This is a genomic window from Plantibacter sp. LMC-P-059a, assembly GCF_030209505.1.
Lineage (GTDB): Bacteria > Actinomycetota > Actinomycetes > Actinomycetales > Microbacteriaceae > Plantibacter.
The window spans coordinates 143,812-158,755 of the sequence record NZ_JARVRZ010000006.1 but is presented as its reverse complement, the minus strand read 5'-3'; the positions used below and the strand labels follow the sequence as shown (position 1 = coordinate 158,755).

19 protein-coding genes are annotated in these 14,944 nt (G+C 69.6%); 14 read left to right on the top strand and 5 right to left on the bottom strand.

The window, feature by feature from the left end; translation table 11 throughout:
- Positions 1-49 precede the first annotated feature (49 nt).
- The 4 genes from QRN27_RS14070 to QRN27_RS14055 all read left to right on the top strand — a co-directional run bounded on the left by QRN27_RS14070 (position 50) and on the right by QRN27_RS14055 (position 1,546).
- The gene (locus QRN27_RS14070) at positions 50-454 is read left to right on the top strand and encodes an ArsR/SmtB family transcription factor (protein WP_285042756.1); all 405 of its coding nucleotides are present in this window, start codon (positions 50-52) and stop codon (positions 452-454) included.
- A gap of 128 nt (positions 455-582) precedes the next feature.
- Entirely contained in the window at positions 583-777 is a 195-nt protein-coding gene (locus tag QRN27_RS14065; RefSeq protein WP_056776748.1) for a helix-turn-helix domain-containing protein, read from the top strand.
- A gap of 139 nt (positions 778-916) precedes the next feature.
- Positions 917-1,015, top strand: coding sequence for a 30S ribosomal protein bS22 (locus QRN27_RS14060; RefSeq protein WP_003792170.1), 99 nt, complete (start codon positions 917-919; stop codon positions 1,013-1,015).
- Positions 1,016-1,237: 222 nt separating this feature from the next.
- Entirely contained in the window at positions 1,238-1,546 is a 309-nt protein-coding gene (locus QRN27_RS14055; protein WP_285042755.1) for a hypothetical protein, read from the top strand.
- Between the two features lie 22 nt (positions 1,547-1,568).
- Here the strand turns inward: QRN27_RS14055 and QRN27_RS14050 are convergent, their stop codons facing one another.
- Entirely contained in the window at positions 1,569-1,868 is a 300-nt protein-coding gene (locus QRN27_RS14050) for a helix-turn-helix domain-containing protein (protein WP_056013896.1), read from the bottom strand.
- Positions 1,869-2,059: 191 nt separating this feature from the next.
- Between QRN27_RS14050 and QRN27_RS14045 the strand changes: the two genes are divergently transcribed.
- Both QRN27_RS14045 and QRN27_RS14040 read left to right on the top strand, forming a co-directional pair.
- Complete coding sequence (locus QRN27_RS14045; RefSeq protein ID WP_285042754.1) at positions 2,060-2,320, top strand: glutaredoxin family protein; 261 nt, start codon at positions 2,060-2,062, stop codon at positions 2,318-2,320.
- Positions 2,321-2,363: 43 nt separating this feature from the next.
- Entirely contained in the window at positions 2,364-2,678 is a 315-nt protein-coding gene (locus QRN27_RS14040) for a Dabb family protein (RefSeq protein ID WP_285042753.1), read from the top strand.
- A gap of 4 nt (positions 2,679-2,682) precedes the next feature.
- Here the strand turns inward: QRN27_RS14040 and QRN27_RS14035 are convergent, their stop codons facing one another.
- The 3 genes from QRN27_RS14035 to aspS all read right to left on the bottom strand — a co-directional run bounded on the left by QRN27_RS14035 (position 2,683) and on the right by aspS (position 5,354).
- Positions 2,683-3,459, bottom strand: a complete 777-nt coding sequence (locus QRN27_RS14035) for a putative protein N(5)-glutamine methyltransferase (RefSeq protein WP_285042752.1) — start codon at positions 3,457-3,459, stop codon at positions 2,683-2,685.
- 90 nt (positions 3,460-3,549) lie between these two features.
- The gene (locus tag QRN27_RS14030; RefSeq protein WP_056013909.1) at positions 3,550-4,002 is read right to left on the bottom strand and encodes a flavodoxin domain-containing protein; all 453 of its coding nucleotides are present in this window, start codon (positions 4,000-4,002) and stop codon (positions 3,550-3,552) included.
- An 11-nt stretch (positions 4,003-4,013) separates the two neighbouring features.
- Positions 4,014-5,354 (bottom strand): aspartate--tRNA(Asn) ligase, encoded by a 1,341-nt coding sequence (gene aspS, locus QRN27_RS14025; RefSeq protein WP_056013912.1) that lies wholly within the window; start codon positions 5,352-5,354, stop codon positions 4,014-4,016.
- 85 nt (positions 5,355-5,439) lie between these two features.
- On the opposite strand from aspS, the gene QRN27_RS14020 reads away from it, so the two are divergent.
- Genes QRN27_RS14020 through ccsB form a run of 5 tightly spaced genes read left to right on the top strand, consistent with a single transcriptional unit; the run spans position 5,440 to position 10,126 of the window.
- The gene (locus tag QRN27_RS14020) at positions 5,440-6,075 is read left to right on the top strand and encodes a histidine phosphatase family protein (RefSeq protein WP_285042751.1); all 636 of its coding nucleotides are present in this window, start codon (positions 5,440-5,442) and stop codon (positions 6,073-6,075) included.
- Complete coding sequence (locus tag QRN27_RS14015; protein WP_285042750.1) at positions 6,075-6,683, top strand: TlpA family protein disulfide reductase; 609 nt, start codon at positions 6,075-6,077, stop codon at positions 6,681-6,683. Before QRN27_RS14020 ends, QRN27_RS14015 begins: the two co-directional genes overlap by 1 nt.
- On the top strand, positions 6,680-7,426 hold the full coding sequence (locus QRN27_RS14010) for a cytochrome c biogenesis CcdA family protein (RefSeq protein WP_056013922.1): 747 nt from the start codon (positions 6,680-6,682) through the stop codon (positions 7,424-7,426). The genes QRN27_RS14015 and QRN27_RS14010 overlap by 4 nt, the downstream gene beginning before the upstream one ends.
- Complete coding sequence (gene resB / locus QRN27_RS14005; protein WP_056013925.1) at positions 7,410-9,074, top strand: cytochrome c biogenesis protein ResB; 1,665 nt, start codon at positions 7,410-7,412, stop codon at positions 9,072-9,074. The genes QRN27_RS14010 and resB overlap by 17 nt, the downstream gene beginning before the upstream one ends.
- Positions 9,071-10,126, top strand: a complete 1,056-nt coding sequence (gene ccsB, locus QRN27_RS14000; protein WP_285042749.1) for a c-type cytochrome biogenesis protein CcsB — start codon at positions 9,071-9,073, stop codon at positions 10,124-10,126. Before resB ends, ccsB begins: the two co-directional genes overlap by 4 nt.
- Before the next feature lie 99 nt (positions 10,127-10,225).
- On the opposite strand, the gene QRN27_RS13995 is transcribed toward ccsB, so the two are convergent.
- Positions 10,226-11,203: an o-succinylbenzoate synthase gene (locus tag QRN27_RS13995; protein ID WP_285042748.1), complete on the bottom strand. Its 978-nt coding sequence runs from the start codon at positions 11,201-11,203 to the stop codon at positions 10,226-10,228.
- Positions 11,204-11,274: 71 nt separating this feature from the next.
- Here QRN27_RS13995 and QRN27_RS13990 point away from each other — a divergent pair, with 71 nt between their 5' ends.
- The 3 genes from QRN27_RS13990 to QRN27_RS13980 are packed head-to-tail and all read left to right on the top strand — an operon-like array spanning position 11,275 to position 14,905.
- Positions 11,275-12,747 (top strand): hypothetical protein, encoded by a 1,473-nt coding sequence (locus QRN27_RS13990; RefSeq protein ID WP_285042747.1) that lies wholly within the window; start codon positions 11,275-11,277, stop codon positions 12,745-12,747.
- 16 nt (positions 12,748-12,763) lie between these two features.
- Positions 12,764-13,690 (top strand): 1,4-dihydroxy-2-naphthoyl-CoA synthase, encoded by a 927-nt coding sequence (locus QRN27_RS13985; RefSeq protein ID WP_056013937.1) that lies wholly within the window; start codon positions 12,764-12,766, stop codon positions 13,688-13,690.
- A 39-nt stretch (positions 13,691-13,729) separates the two neighbouring features.
- A complete protein-coding gene (locus tag QRN27_RS13980) occupies positions 13,730-14,905 on the top strand; it encodes an AMP-binding protein (RefSeq protein WP_285042746.1) in 1,176 nt (391 codons plus the stop codon).
- Positions 14,906-14,944: the final 39 nt, after the last annotated feature.

Genomic DNA, 14,944 nt, shown 5'->3' with positions numbered 1-14,944 from the left:
TGCGCCGGAGGCAATGGTACTCCGCGCGATCGATCACTATCGTTGGACCATGGCCGACATTTTCGACGTGATCGCTGACACCACCAGGCGGGACATCCTCGCACTGTTGCTCCAACGGCACGGCGGAGCGGGGACGAGTGTCTCCGAGATCGTCGCGCAGCTCGGCCTCAGCCAGCCCACCGTGTCGAAGCACCTGAAGGTCCTCCGCGAAGCCGAGCTCGTCGAGGTCCGCGAGGAAGGCCAGCACCGCTACTACAGCCTGGACTACGCGCCCCTCGAGGACGTCGAGGACTGGCTCATCCCGTTCCTCAGCGTCGATTACGCGGACGACGACGTCGACTTCGCCGCCCTCTCCCTCCCCGAGCAGGCGAAGGCGGTCGCGGGCTCGGTCGGAAAGGTCGCGGCGGACGTCACGCACGCGGTCCAGTCGGTGACGAAGAAGCTGCGCCCGTAGATCTGCCGGTTCCATACCGTTCACCCAGGGGATGTACAGGTGGTCGTCGTCCCTCTAGAGTTGCCATGCGGCGATCCGGACCTCGGACCGCCGTTCCAGAGTGTTCCCAGGCGTACCGGAGGGGTTCGATGACGCAGGATGCTGCAGACGTCCGCTTCCTCACCGTGGCCGAAGTCGCCGAGATGATGCGCGTGTCCAAGATGACCGTGTACCGACTCGTGCATTCCGGGGAGCTCCCCGCCATCCGGTTCGGGAAGTCGTTCCGGGTTCCGGAGACGGCTGTCGAGGCGGTCAGGCAACGTCCCGTCGCCGACGTCGGCTGAGCGGTCTCCCGCTCCTACCAGCCTGCAGGCGAACGACGTGTGAACGACGCGCGCCGTAATCGGCTAGACTGGCCCCAAGACTTGTTCTCTTCGGTCGCGATCCCTGCGGCCAAGCCCCCCAATTCTGTGAGGTAAATCCGTGGGTTCTGTTATCAAGAAGCGCCGCAAGCGTATGGCGAAGAAGAAGCACCGCAAGCTGCTTCGCAAGACCCGTCACCAGCGCCGCAACAAGAAGTAGCGGGCCGCTCCGTCAGGAACGCTCAAGGACATCGCGTCCACCGGAAGCGCCGGCCCTCGAGGGCATGGCGCTTTCTGGCGTTGGCGTGGTGATCGGGCAACGCTCGCGCTGAGGGCGACGACGCTCCTCCACAAGCGAGCCAGGCAGCGACCGGTCCACAGCACGTCGCGGCACGCGGCCCCTCGGCCCGAGATCGTCGGCGGTCCTTCGTAGCGTCGTCCCATGACCCGTGAACTCCCGCCCATCGCCCGCCGCAACCGTCGCGAACCCGCCTACCGGGTGCCGTTCATCGTCGAGCGGGACGACGCCCCGCGCTACCGACTGCGGAACGTCAGCGACGAAGCCGTCCACTGGGTCGTCCTCCGGATGATCGGGCCGGGTTTCCTGTCACCGCTGCAGCCGTGCCGGTTGACGCCGGGCAGCGCGCTCGAGTTCGAGGTGCTCGGCAGCACGCTTGCGCGGGCGAGCAGTGTGCAGGTGTCGTGGTTCCGCCCCGGAGGTCACCAGTACCTGTGGCCCATCACCTTCTGACGGGCGTCACGAGGGTGAGTCCTCAGCGCTCCTGGTCCCGTCGTGCCGCGAGCAGGTCGCGCGCGGTCAGCTTGTGCGTCCGTCCCGGGTACATGTCGGCGTCCAGACCGGTGACGAACTGCGCCGGGTCGAGGTCGAGGGCGGTGCTCAGGCGGACGAGGGTCTCGACGCTCGGGTGCACCTGCCCGCGCTCGATCTTGCCGATGTTCGTCCAGTGCATGCCGGCGAGCACGCCCAGGTCCTCGAGGGTCAGCTGGCGCTCGTTGCGGGCGGCGCGGAGTCGCTCGCCGAGGATGGTCGCGGCTTCAGAGTGTGCAGGCATCACTCAATGACAACGGACCTCGACCGGCCGATGCCAGAGCGTCTGGCACCGATGCTTTCGACGCCAGTGCTTCCGTCGCTGTCCGTCTCCTCGCGTGGCACCCGAGCATCGTCGCAGACACCCGCCGAAAAAGCGACAGATGTCGTGGAAGGACCGCGGCCGGGCCGTGGGCCACCCCGTACAGTGGACGTGTGTCCTCTCTGCATCTCACGCTCATCGGCAAGCCCGGTTGTCACCTCTGCGACGATGCACGTGCCGTGATCGACGAGGTGGTCGCGGGCCTTCCCACCGACGCTCCGGCGATCGAGCGGGAGGAGCTGTCGATCCTCGACGACCCGATCCTGCACGACCGCCACTGGGAGGAGATCCCCGTCGTCCTCATCGACGGCAAGGTCCACAACTATTGGCGCATCGATCCCGACCGCTTGCGGGCGGCCCTGCTCGCCGGCTGAGTCGTCGGCCCAGCCGCAACCGTCCCGACCCATTGGAGTCCCCGTGACCATCCGCCACATCGTCAGCTGGAAGCTGGCCGCCACCGACGAGACCGAGCGCGACGCCGCCTTCGCCACGATGCAGGCCGAGCTGGAAGGCCTCGCCGCGGTCATGCCGGACGACATCGAGAGCCTGCAGGTCGGGCGCAACATCGCGTACCCCGAGAGCAACTGGGACGTCGTCCTGGTCGGCGACTACCCCAGCCTCGAGGCACTGGAGCGATACCAGGTGCACCCGGAGCACGTCCGCGTGGTGCAGATCGTGCGTCAGCTCGTCGTCGAGCGGTCCGCCGTCGACTTCGAACTCACGCGCCCCTGAGCCCTCAGCGACGGACCCCCTCGACGGCCGTGCCGTCGAGTTCATCGTCGCGCCGGATGACGGCCGAGTAGCCCGCCGACTCCATGAGTCCCGCCGTCCGCTCCGCTTGACGCGTGCTGGTCTCGACGACGAGGTGGGCGCCGACGGGGAGCCACTCCGGCGATGCTGCGATGAGTCGCCGCTGGACGTCGAGGCCGTCCGCGCCGCCGTCGAGTGCGATCGCCGCCTCGTGATCACGAGCCTCCCTCGGCATCAGGGCGATCGAGGCGCTCGGCACGTACGGGGCGTTCGCGACCAGGACGTCGATGGACCCGTGGAGGTGGTCCGGCAGGCCTCCGAAGAGGTCGCCCACCACCACGGTCCCGCCGAGCGGCTCCAGGTTGCGGCGGGCGCTCCGTACCGCGACCGGGTCGATGTCCGACGCCCAGAGCTTGAGGCGGCCCGGCCACTCCGCGAGCAGCGCAGCGCCGACCGGGGCGACACCGCAGCAGAGTTCGACCACCGTCGCGCCCTCGTGCAGGCGTGCCGACGCGAGCTCCACCAGGAGGCCCGTCCGCTGACGCGGCACGAAGACCCCCTCGTCGACGACGAGCCGATGGCCGCGGAACGCCACCCAGCCGAGGAGCTGTTCGAGCGGACGTCCGTCGACCCGGGCACGGATCATCGCCTCGAGCTGCTGCGGGTCACTCGCCTCGGCGAGGAGGAGAGCCGCCTCCTCTTCGGCGAACACGCAGCCCGCGTCGCGCAAGCGTCGGACGACGGCGTCGGTCGCTGCACCCATCACATCGCACCCCTCGATCAGATGATCGAGGTTACCCGGCCGACGGTGTCCGAGCCACGGTCGGGACCGTCGGACTCGTTGCGGCTGTGGTCAGAGCTGTTCGGCTGCCGCGAGCACGCCGGGCAACCAGGCGAGGGCGACGTCCTTCTTGCGTTCGAAGCCACCGTCGTCGTGGAGCCCGAACTCGCCGAAGCGGGTGGCCCCGTTCTCCGTCAGCAGGGCGTCGAGCAGGGAGCTGCCCTGGTTGTAGGTGTCCTCGTAGCTGCTGTCGCCGAGCCCGAAGATGGCGTAGCGGATCCCGTCGAGGTCGGTGCCCGACTCCTCGAGCGCCTCGTAGAAGATCTGGCCGGTCTCACCGAGCAGACCGTCGCCGTAGGTCGAGGTGATGAAGATGTGGATCTCGTCGGCCGAGAGTTCGTCTGGGGACACGTCGCCGAGGTCGACGACGCGCCACTCGTGCTGCGACCCGATGGCCTTGCCGAGGTCGTTGGCGAGCCGTTCGGCGTTGCCGGACTCGGTTCCGTAGAGGATGACGATCTTCATGGGTGTCCTCTCTACGGGGCGAGGCGGGTCGGGCCGCGGAACAGGTAGGTCACCTCGCGGATCGAGGTCTCGTGCAGCATGAGCATCAGCACGCGCGCGAGGCCCATGCCGAAGCCGCCGTGCGCCGGGACGCCGTAGCGGAAGAAGTCGAGGTAGAACTCGAGCTCCTCGGGCTCGAGGCCCTTCTCCTTCGCCTGCTCGATGAGCACCTCGACGCGGTGCTCGCGCTGTGCACCCGTGGAGATCTCGACGCCGTTGTAGATGAGGTCGTAGCTGTTGGTGAGCGAGCCGTCTTCGCTGTTGCGCATGTGGTAGAACGGCCGGATGCTCGAGGCGTAGTCGGTGAGGAAGACGAACTCGTGGCCGTAGGTCTCCTTGACGTAGGCCGCGATCTGGCGCTCGCCCTCGGGGTCCATGTCGTCGTCGGCGCGCGGCACCTCGTAGCCGCGCTCGGCGACGATGCGCTTGGCCTCGGCCAGCGGGATGCGCGGGAACGGGCGGGAGGGGACCTCGAGCTCGATGCCGAAGAGTTCGGCGATCTGCTCGCCGTGCTTGGCCTTGACCGCCGTGAAGCCGGCGACGAGGAGTTCCTCGTGCAGCGTCATGACGTCCTCGTGCGAGTCGATCCAGCTGATCTCGGCGTCGACGCTCGTGAACTCGGTCGCGTGACGGCTCGTGAACGAGGGGTCGGCGCGGAACGCGGGTCCGACCTCGAACACCTTGCCGAAGCCGGCGGACTGAGCCATCTGCTTGAAGAACTGGGGTGACTGCGCGAGGTACGCCTTGCCCTCGAAGTAGTCGACCTCGAAGAGCTCGGCGCGCGACTCGCTCGCGCTCGCCATGAGCTTCGGGGTGTGGATCTCGATGAAGTCGTTGTCGATCCAGTACTGACGCAGCGCGTGCTCGAACGTGGTCTGGATGCGGAAGATGAGGGCCTGCTTCGGCTGGCGCAGGTCGAGGAAGCGCCAGTCGAGGCGCTTGTCGAGCGAGGAGTCCGCTGCGATCGGCGTCTCGGGGTTCGCCGCGGTCACGACGTCCAGGGTGGCGACCTTGACCTCGATGCCACCGAGCTTGACCCGCTCGTCGTGCTTGAGCTCGCCGGTGACGGTGATGAAGGAGCCGTGCGCGAGGGCGGAGATGGCCTCCGTGGTGGCGAGGCGCTCCGCGGAACCCTCGACCTCGGGGTCGAGCTCCCGGACGGCCGGGTTCACCAGTTGCACGGCGCCGCTCTCGTCCCGGAGGACGACGAACTGCACCTTCTTCTGGTCGCGGACGGTCTCGACCCATCCGGAGACGGTGACGGGACCGTCGGACAGGGCGGCCAGGTTCTTCACAACGACGCGTTCACTCACCCCGACAGCTTAGCCGTCGCTCGTCGTTCGGATCCGGACGGAGGTCACGGTGAATCCGCAGCTTGGGGAAACGTACACTTGGAGGGTGGTAGCCGACCAGATCCATCTCGTGCGTCACGGCGAGGTGCACAACCCTTCTCGTGTGCTCTACGGTCGACTCCCCGCGTTCCGGCTGTCAGAGCTCGGCGAGCGCATGGCTCAGGCCGCTGCCGACGACCTCGTGGGCCGCGACCGCCCGATCGGCGCCCTGTACGCGTCGCCGCTGCAGCGCACCCAGGAGTCGGCCGCCCCGGTCGCCGCCGCCTTCGACCTCACGATCGTCGCCGAGCCCCGGGTCATCGAGCCGTTCAACGAGTTCGAGGGCAAGCGGATGAGCCGTGCGCTCAAGAACCCGCTCAACTGGTCCAAGCTCCGCAACCCGTCCCGGCCGAGCTGGGGCGAGCCGTACGCGTCGATCGTGAACCGCATGACGGCCGCGATCGAGGACGCCTGGCGGGCGACGCCCTCGGGCGATGTCGTCCTCGTCAGCCACCAGTTGCCGATCTGGATGATGCACAGCTCCGTGGTGGGTGCGCCGTACCGCCACGACCCGCGCCGACGCCGGTGCGCGCTGTCGAGCATCACCACCTTCGAACGCACCGAGCACGGCTTCCAGGAGGTCGGCTACGTCGACCCGGCAGCGCGTCTCGCGTCCGGCGCCACCGACGTCGGGGCCGTCTGATGGTGCGTAGATCGAGGACGTTCGCCGTCGCCGCCGTGTTGGCGGTCGGGGCACTCCTGCTGACGGCCTGCGGCAGCGACCCGCTCGCGGACCAGTACCGCGAGGGCAGCAGCAAGGGCTACGTCGCGGGTGACGGCAGCGTGACCGAGGTCGCCGTCGACGACCGCGGCGAGGCGATCACCTTCTCGGGTGTCGGCGAGGACGGCGAGCAGATCGCCTCCTCGGACTACGCCGGCCAGGTCATCGTCGTGAACTTCTGGTACGCCGCCTGCGCACCGTGCCGTGCCGAGGCGAAGGACCTCGAGTCGCTGAACGCCGACTACACCGGCAAGGGTGCGACGTTCATCGGCGTCAACGTGCGCGACACGGCCGACACCGCGAAGGCCTTCAACGGCACCTTCGGCATCACCTACCCATCCATCCTCGACGTCGACAGCGGCGAGGCGAAGCTCGCGTTCACCGGCAACGTCCCGCCGAACGCGGTGCCGACCACCATCGTCCTCGACGCCGAGGGGCGGGTCGCCGCGCGCATCCTCGGGCAGCTGCAGGACCGCACCATCCTCGACACCCTCATCCGAGACACGATCGCCGAGAGCTCCGCAGAGTGAGCCCGGGCGAGCTCGTCTACGGCGGCCAGCTCCTCGTGGCGATCCCGATCGCCATCGCGGCCGGTCTGCTGTCGTTCCTCTCCCCGTGCGTGCTGCCACTCGTGCCCGGCTACCTCGGGTACGTCGGCGGCATGACGACGGTCGAGGAGGGCCGGTCGGCGGCCGGCCGACGACGCGTCCTGCTCGGGGTCAGCCTCTTCATCCTCGGATTCACCGTCGTGTTCGTGGCGATCGCCGCGTTCGTCGGCACCGTCGGCGCGTGGGTCGTCGAATGGGAGGGCGTGATCACCCGCGTCCTCGGTGCGGTCGTGATCCTCATGGGGCTCATCTTCATCGGGCAGTTCTCCCGGCTCCAGCGCACGGTCCGCACGAGTTGGGCGCCGGCGACAGGCATCGCGGGTGCGCCCCTCCTCGGCTTCGTCTTCGCCATCGGGTGGACCCCCTGCCTCGGCCCGACGCTCACCGCGATCAGCGCCCTCTCGCTCTCCGGCGGCTCCGCCTGGCGAGGCGCCCTCCTCGGGCTGTTCTACTGCCTCGGTCTCGGCATCCCCTTCCTCCTCGTCGCGCTCGGACTCGGTTGGGTCACGGGGTCGTTGGCGTTCCTCAAACGGCACATCCGTACGATCAACATCGTCGGCGGCGTGCTCCTCATCGTGATCGGCGTGTTGATGGTCTCTGGTCTCTGGTCCGCATGGATGTACTCGTTGCAGGGGGTGATGAGCGGCCTTGTCACGCCCCTCTGATCACATCGATTCCGTCGCCCCGGCTCCGGCCGACGGCGTGAACCAGCCGAAGCTCGGCTTCGTCGGGTGGCTCCGGTTCTTCTGGCGCCAGCTCACGAGCATGCGCACGGCGCTCTTCCTGCTCCTCCTCCTCGCGATCGCCGCGGTGCCCGGCTCACTCGTGCCGCAGCGGTCGAGCGACCCGAACGGGGTCACGCAGTACTTCACCGACAACCCGGACCTCGCACCGATCCTCGACAAGGTCCAGGCCTTCGACGTCTACAGCTCGGCGTGGTTCTCCGCGATCTACCTCCTGCTGTTCATCTCGCTCATCGGCTGCGTGATCCCGCGGACGAAGCACCACTGGCAGGCACTCCGGTCCCGCCCGCCCCGCACCCCGGCGCGCCTGTCCCGCCTCTCCGCCTTCGAGCGCCGCAGTGACGACAGCGGGGCGACCCCCACCGAGCTCATCGACGACGCGACGAAGCAGCTGAAGCGCCAGGGCTACCGGGTCGAACGCTACGACGCCGAGGGCTCGGCGTCGGTGTCGGCCGAGCGCGGTTTCCTCCGTGAGACCGGCAACCTCGTCTTCCACTCGGCGCTCGTCGGCATCCTCGTCACGGTCGGCTTCGGTGGCGGCTTCGGGTTCTCCGGGCAGCGCGTGCTCGTCGAGGGGCAGACCTTCGTCAACACCCTGCTCGACTACGACTCGTTCAACCCGGGCCGCTTCTTCAACGAGTCGGAACTCGCGCCGTACAAGCTGACGCTCGACGAGTTCGGCGTCACCTACGAGACCGAGAACCTCGACGCCTACGGTCAGGCGATCGACTACCGTGCCAAGGTCACCGCGACCTCGCCCGGCGGGAAGCCGCAGGACGCGACGATCAAGGTCAATGACCCGCTGCGGTTCGAGGGCACCGACGTCTACCTCCTCGGCAACGGCTACGCGCCGACGATCACCGTCCGCGACCCCGAGGGCAAGGTCGTCTTCAGCGACTCCATCCCCTTCCTCCCGCAGGACGCGCAGCTCACCTCGCTCGGCATCGTCAAGATCCCGGACGGGCTGGCCGAGCAGCTCGGCATGATCGGCTTCTTCTACCCGACGCAGGCCGCTTCCAAGCCGCCGTTCTTCTCGTCCTACCCGGACCTCGCGTACCCGGTGCTGACGCTCAACGTCTACTCCGGCGACCTCGGTATCAACGCCGGCGCCCCGAAGTCGGTCTACGCGCTGGACGTCGACGACATGAAGCAGCTCACCGGTGGCGACACCGGGGTCGAATCCATCGAGCTCTCGCCCGGTCAGATCACCGATCTGCCGAACGGGCTCGGGACGGTGTCCTTCGACAACGTGGCCGCCAACCCGTCGACGGAGAACTACGCCGGCTCGGTCAAGCGGTTCGCCTCGTTCGACGTCCACCACGATCCGACCCAGCTGTGGGTCCTCGCGTTCGCCATCCTCGCGTTGTCCGGCCTGATCACCTCGCTGTTCGTCGCCAGGCGCCGCGTGTGGGTCAAGGCCGTGGCCGGCGCCGACGGCACGGTCTCGCTCGAATACGCCGGCCTCGCCCGTGGCGAGGACCCCGGCCTCGAGGCCGCCGTCGAAGCGATCGCGGAAGCCCACAGCCCAACGCCTGTCCCGTCCGAACCCGAAGGTAGAATCGCCCCGTGACCCTCGTCGAAATCTCGAACCTCTGCCTCTGGTCGGCTGTCGCCGTCTACGCGCTGGCGTTCATCGCCTTCACGTTCGACCTTGCGCGCCGAAGCGCCGAGGTCACCGCGGCGATCGACGCCGCTGAACGCGAGCACGTCGAGCAGGCCGCCGCCGCCCATGAGCGCGTCGGCGCCCTCGCCAACGCGAGCGGCGGCTCGGTCGCCCCGATCAGCACGAGCGACGGCGTCGTCCGCAAGTCCCGCCGCCCGGCGGACGAGCCCGAGCAGCAGGCGTCGCGCAAGTCGCCGAGCCTCCGGGTCGGCGTCTCGCTGACCGTCATCGCCTTCCTGCTCCATCTCGTCGCCGACGTCACGCGAGGAATCGCCGCCGGTCGTGTCCCGTGGGCGAACATGTACGAGTTCGCGATGACGGGCACGCTGCTCATCGTCGCCGTGTTCCTCGTCGTCATCACGCGCGTCGACCTCCGCTTCCTCGGCAGCTTCGTCATCGGTCTCGTCACGGTCCTGTTGGGCCTCGCGACAGCCAACTTCTACGTCGAGGTCGTCCCGCTGCCACCGGCGCTGCAGTCGGCCTGGTTGGTCATCCACGTCTTCGTCGCGAGCCTCGGCACGGCCTTCTTCGCGATCGGGTTCGCGCTGAGTGTCGTGCAGCTCCTGCAGGGACGCCGTGAACGCCGACTGGGGCTCGTGCAGCCCGCGCAGAGCTCAGGCCCCCTCCGCTTCCTGCTCACCCTGCCGAACGCGGAACGCCTCGAGAACCTCGCCTACCGCGTGAACATCATCGGGTTCATCTTCTGGACCTTCACCCTCATGGCGGGCGCCATCTGGGCCGAGCGGGCCTGGGGCCGGTACTGGGGTTGGGACACCAAAGAGGTGTGGACCTTCATCATCTGGGTGATCTTCGCCGGGTACATCCACGCCAGGGCGACCCGCGGTTGGCGCGGCTCCCGGGCGGCGACGCTCGCGATCATCGGCTTCAGCGCCGTGATGTTCAACTTCGTCGTGGTCAACGTCTTCTTCAAGGGCCTGCACGCCTACAGCGGCCTGTAAGCGGAACCGGTCGTCGGATTCACCCTTGACCGGTTCCTGATTCCCTCCACCGGTCCCTGATTCCGTCCACCGGTCCCTGAGCTTGTCGAAGGGCGGGCGTCAGCCCAGCAGTGCGTGCGTGCGTCGCAGGCGGTCGAGCCACCAGGCGGTGCGTTCCGGTGACGCAGTGAAGTGGTCGAGGAGGTCGACGTCCACCTCGACGCGTCGCACCGCGATGCCGCCGTCCACCGGGTCGAGCGGGCTGGTCGTCACATCGCCGCCGAGCAGCGCGGTGGTCGCGAGCCCGCAGTCGTAGTCGAGCTCGGGCAGTGCGGCTGCGAGGTGGGCGCCCATCGAGATCCCGACGGACGTGTCGAGCGCGCTGGACACGACGATCGGGAGCCCTGCCTCCCCGGCGATGCGGAGTGCCGCGTGGACGCCTCCGAGCGGCTGGGCCTTCACGACGAGCAGGTCGGCGGCTCCGGCCCGCGCGACGGCCAAGGGGTCCTCCGCTTTCCGCACGCTCTCGTCGGCCGCGATGGGGACGTCCAGCGAGGAGACGCGCTCGCGGATCTCGGCGAGCTCGGCGACGGTCGCGCAGGGCTGTTCGACGTACTCGAGGTCGAACGGTTCGAGGGCACGGATCGCGTGCTCGGCCTCGTCGACGTTCCAGTTCGTGTTGGCGTCCACCCGCAGCCGACCCTCCGGTCCGATGGCCTTCCGGACGGCCGCGACGCGCGCGACGTCGTCGGCGAGGACCTGGCCGCGTTCGGCCACCTTCACCTTCGCGGTCCGGCAACCGGGGAAGCGGGACAGGATCGCCGCGACGTCGTCAGCGCCGACGGCGGGGACGGTGGCGTTGACGCGGATGCGGTCCCGGTTGAGCGGCGGCGACGCCGACCAGCCGAAGTCGATGGCGGCTCGAAGCCAGGCGGTGGCCTCGTCGTCGTCGTACTCGACGAAGGGGGAGAACTCCGTCCATCCCTCCGGCCCGCGGAACAGGACGGCTTCGCGGGTGTCGATGCCGCGGAAGCGGACGCGCAGCGGGATCGAGACCACGCGGGCTGTGGCGAGGACATCGTCGATGGTGGCGAGCATGCCCCTATCCTGCACCCTCCGATGCGCGGCCCCTGGGGGAGCCGGTGGACGGTCGTGACACAATCGGACGCGTGCCGCTGTTCTCCCGACGCAAGCCGACGCCCGGTGGTGGCCGTGGTGTGCCCGCGGACGAGCCGGGGACGTTCAGCGTGCCGGAGCCGATCTTCGAAGCCGTCGCCGAGCCCGAGCCCGTCGAGGTGTCCGATGGACCGGTCGAGGTCGACGCCGAGGCGTCCGGGCCGCGCGACCCGAACGCCCCGCCGGTCCCCGACGGCTCGCCGGCCCCACCGCTGACGAGCCCGCCCGCCGTCGAGCCGGGATCCGCGTCCGAACCGACGGGGGAGGACCTCGAGGCGGCGACCGCCCGCTTCCGACGTCCGGGTTCGCCCGGGCGGCAGAAGCGCGCGAGCCCCTCGGCTCGCCGCGCTCGGAGGGCCGCTCGGTCGAAGGCCGCGCGCTCGAAGGCAGCCGTCGTCGTTCCGAAGGCCGTCGAGGCCGAGGAGGCGGCTCCGGGCCGGAGTGACGTGACGGCGCCCGGCGCGAGTGCGTCGCGGCCGACACGAACGGGAGGCTCGGCCTTCTCTCCACCGATGTTGCTGCTGGCGGTCGTCGCCGTCACGCTCCTCGCCGCTCTGCTCGCCGTCGTGTACCGACCGGGCGAGGGCGCTTGGGCGGTCGTCGCGGCACTCGTCGTCGTCGGTCTCGTCCAGCTCGTGCTGGTGTTCGCGAGCATCGTCGTGATCCGGCGGAGGGCGCGACGACTGGGCGTCCTGGCGCTCGTCCTGCTCCTCGTCGTGAACCCGGTCACGGCGATGACGGTCGGCGGTCTCGTGTTCGACCGGTCGGGCGACCAGTCCGCTGCCGGTGGAGCACGCGAGGAGGACCACGACCCCATCTGGGACACCTATCCCGGCTCCGCCTACGTGGACGCCAAGGAGACCCTCGACGGACCGAGCTACGAGGCGTTCGTCGACCGCTCAGAGACGATCCTCGCCGACATCCGGACCGCCCTCACCGCCGAGTTCGGCTTCGAGTGGGTGGAGCGACAGCCGGCCGAGAGCGAGCTCGACCACAACGGCTACGGCGGCGATTCGATGCTCTACGAGTACGCGGCGCCGGTGTGGCAGACGACCACGACCGTCCGCACCTTCGACGAGAAGTCCCGGGTCGTCGAGATCATCCGCGGGGTCCTGTTGCGCTCGGGCATCGCGAACCTCTACCTCCAGAACGCGCCGTCGTCGTGGCGCGAACCCGGCGAACTGACGGAGCAGTACGGCGGCGAGACGCTCGACACCCAGGCGCTCTGGGACCTCCACACCTACGGCGCCATCACGAGCGCTGGGAGCTTCAGCGCGAGCATCGTCGACCTCACCCTCGACAGCGCGGGGACGGTCGAGAAGGATCGCCAGTTCGACGTCACCTCCGGCATGGCCCTCGAGGGGATCGAGCTGCACCTCGACGCCTACGCGCTCCTCAAGGAGGCCGACCGCGCCGACTTCCTCGCGGCCCTCGAACCGTATGCGGACCTCGACAAGCCGAAGTAGTGCCTAGGCTGGACGCATGAGCGATCGTGTGTCCGAACTGTTCGACCCGGAGATCTGGGACGTCGTGCCGGGGTTCGAGGACCTCACCGATCTGACGTACCACGTCGCGCGGGAAGGCGGCTTCGTCCGCATCGCCTTCGACCGTCCCGAGGTGCGGAACGCCTTCCGCCCGCACACCGTCGACGAGTTGTACCGCGCGCTCGACCACGCCCGGCAGAGCCCGACCGTCGGGGTCGTGCTGCTCACCGGCAACGGGCCGAGCGCGAAGGACGGCGGCTGGGCGTTCTGCTCGGGCGGCGACCAGCGCATCCGAGGCCGCGACGGGTACCGCTACGCGAGCGACGACGCCGCCGACGACGAGACGGCGAGCGGCATCGACGCCGCACGCAACGGCCGACTCCACATCCTCGAGGTCCAGCGACTCATCCGGTTCATGCCGAAGGTCGTCATCAACCTCGTGCCAGGCTGGTCGGCGGGCGGCGGGCACTCGCTCGGCGTCGTGTGCGACCTGTCGATCGCGAGCCGCGAGCACGCGCGCTTCAAGCAGACCGACGCCGACGTCGGCTCCTTCGACGCCGGGTACGGCAGCGCCTACTTCGCCCGCCAGGTCGGGCAGAAGTTCGCGCGCGAGGTGTTCTTCCTCGCGCAGGAGTACGACGCGGAGCGGGCGCTGCAGGCCGGTGCGATCAACGCCGTGGTCCCGCACGCCGAGCTCGAGCAGACGGGCGTCGCCTGGGCACGGACCATCCTCGGCAAGTCGCCGACGGCGATCCGCATGCTGAAGTTCGCGTTCAACGCCGTCGACGACGGGCTCGTCGGCCAGCAGGTCTTCGCCGGGGAGGCCACCCGGCTCGCCTACGGCACCGACGAGGCGGTCGAGGGGCGGGACGCGTTCCTGGAGAAGCGCAGCCCTGACTGGGCGCCGTTCCCCTGGCAGTTCTGAGTCGGTCGCGCGACGCGGCACCCGGCGTACGCTGAGGGCATGACCCGTCCGCTGCACCCCGTCGAGGCGACCGCGTCGGCGATGTCCTCGGCGCTGGAAGCCGCGCTCGACGGTTCCGGACCGGCGGTCCTCCCGGTGCAGACCGGGGACGTCGCGCCGCCGCCCACCGCCGCACCGGTCTCGGTCGACGACCGGGTCGCGCTCGTCATCGAGACCTCGGGGTCGACCGGTGTCCCGAAGCGGGTGGCGCTCACGGCGGACGCCCTGCTCGCGAGCGCGAGAGGCTCCGCGGTCGCGCTCGGTGGAGCCGACGCCGACCGACGGTCCTCCCAGTGGATCCTCGCGCTGCCCGTGCACTACATCGCCGGCGTGAACGTGCTGCTCCGGTCCGTCGTCGCCGGGACCACACCGATCGAGCTGCCGGCCGGATCGTTCGACGCCCACGTGTTCTCGCGGCACGTCGAGGCGATCGCAGCCGACGCCGGCTTCGCCGCGCTCGTCCCGGCACAGCTGCGGCTCCTCGTCGAGGCGGCGGAACAGAGCGCCTCGATGCGCGACACCCTCCGTGGCCTCGCTGGGCTCCTCGTCGGCGGCCAGGCCACTCCGCGACCGCTGCTCGAGCGATCGGCGTCGCTCGGCCTGCGCGTCGTGCGGAGCTACGGCTCCAGCGAGACCGCCGGCGGCTGCCTCTACGACGGGGTGCCGTTCCCCGGCGTCGAGGCGCGCCTGTCGAACGGCGAACTCCTCCTCGCCGGGCCGGTGCTCGCAGAGGGATACCTCGGCGAGCCCGACCGCACGGCCGCCGCGTTCCCACACGAGGGCGGGCGCCGGTGGTACCGCACCGGGGACACGGCCGAGCTCGCGGACGGCGTCGTGCGGGTGACCGGTCGCGCGGACAACGTCATCATCAGCGGCGGCGTCAACATCTCCCTCGACCGCGTGCAGGCGGCCGTGCGGTCGGTGCCCGGCCTCGCTGAGGCGGTCCTCGTCGGCATCCCCGACGAGCGGTTCGGTCAGGCCTCGGTGATCGTCGCCGAGCGCGACACCGCCGTCGAGGGACGGACGGACGACGCGCTCCTCGAGGCAGCCAGGAGCACGGTGGCCGAGGCGGTCGGGCGCCCGGCACGTCCAGCGCGGCTGGTACGTGTCGACGAGCTGCCCCTCCTGGCGAGCGGCAAACCCGACCTGGTCGCGCTCCGCATACAGCTCGGCTGAGAGCGCTCCCCTGATCGCTCCCCGCCGCGCCGTGGCGAC

Bases quoted from the DNA above. Each gene is read 5' to 3' on its own strand.
- QRN27_RS14055 (WP_285042755.1), top strand. From the start codon at position 1,238: ATGACCCGTGAACTCCCGCCCATCGCCCGCCGCAACCGTCGCGAACCC.
- QRN27_RS14065 (WP_056776748.1), top strand. From the start codon at position 583: ATGACGCAGGATGCTGCAGACGTCCGCTTCCTCACCGTGGCCGAAGTC.
- QRN27_RS14015 (WP_285042750.1), top strand. From the start codon at position 6,075: ATGGTGCGTAGATCGAGGACGTTCGCCGTCGCCGCCGTGTTGGCGGTC.
- QRN27_RS13980 (WP_285042746.1), top strand. From the start codon at position 13,730: ATGACCCGTCCGCTGCACCCCGTCGAGGCGACCGCGTCGGCGATGTCC.
- QRN27_RS14030 (WP_056013909.1), bottom strand. From the start codon at position 4,002: ATGAAGATCGTCATCCTCTACGGAACCGAGTCCGGCAACGCCGAACGG.
- QRN27_RS14035 (WP_285042752.1), bottom strand. From the start codon at position 3,459: ATGGGTGCAGCGACCGACGCCGTCGTCCGACGCTTGCGCGACGCGGGC.
- QRN27_RS13985 (WP_056013937.1), top strand. From the start codon at position 12,764: ATGAGCGATCGTGTGTCCGAACTGTTCGACCCGGAGATCTGGGACGTC.
- QRN27_RS13995 (WP_285042748.1), bottom strand. From the start codon at position 11,203: ATGCTCGCCACCATCGACGATGTCCTCGCCACAGCCCGCGTGGTCTCG.
- QRN27_RS14070 (WP_285042756.1), top strand. From the start codon at position 50: ATGGCCGACATTTTCGACGTGATCGCTGACACCACCAGGCGGGACATC.
- QRN27_RS14050 (WP_056013896.1), bottom strand. From the start codon at position 1,868: ATGCCTGCACACTCTGAAGCCGCGACCATCCTCGGCGAGCGACTCCGC.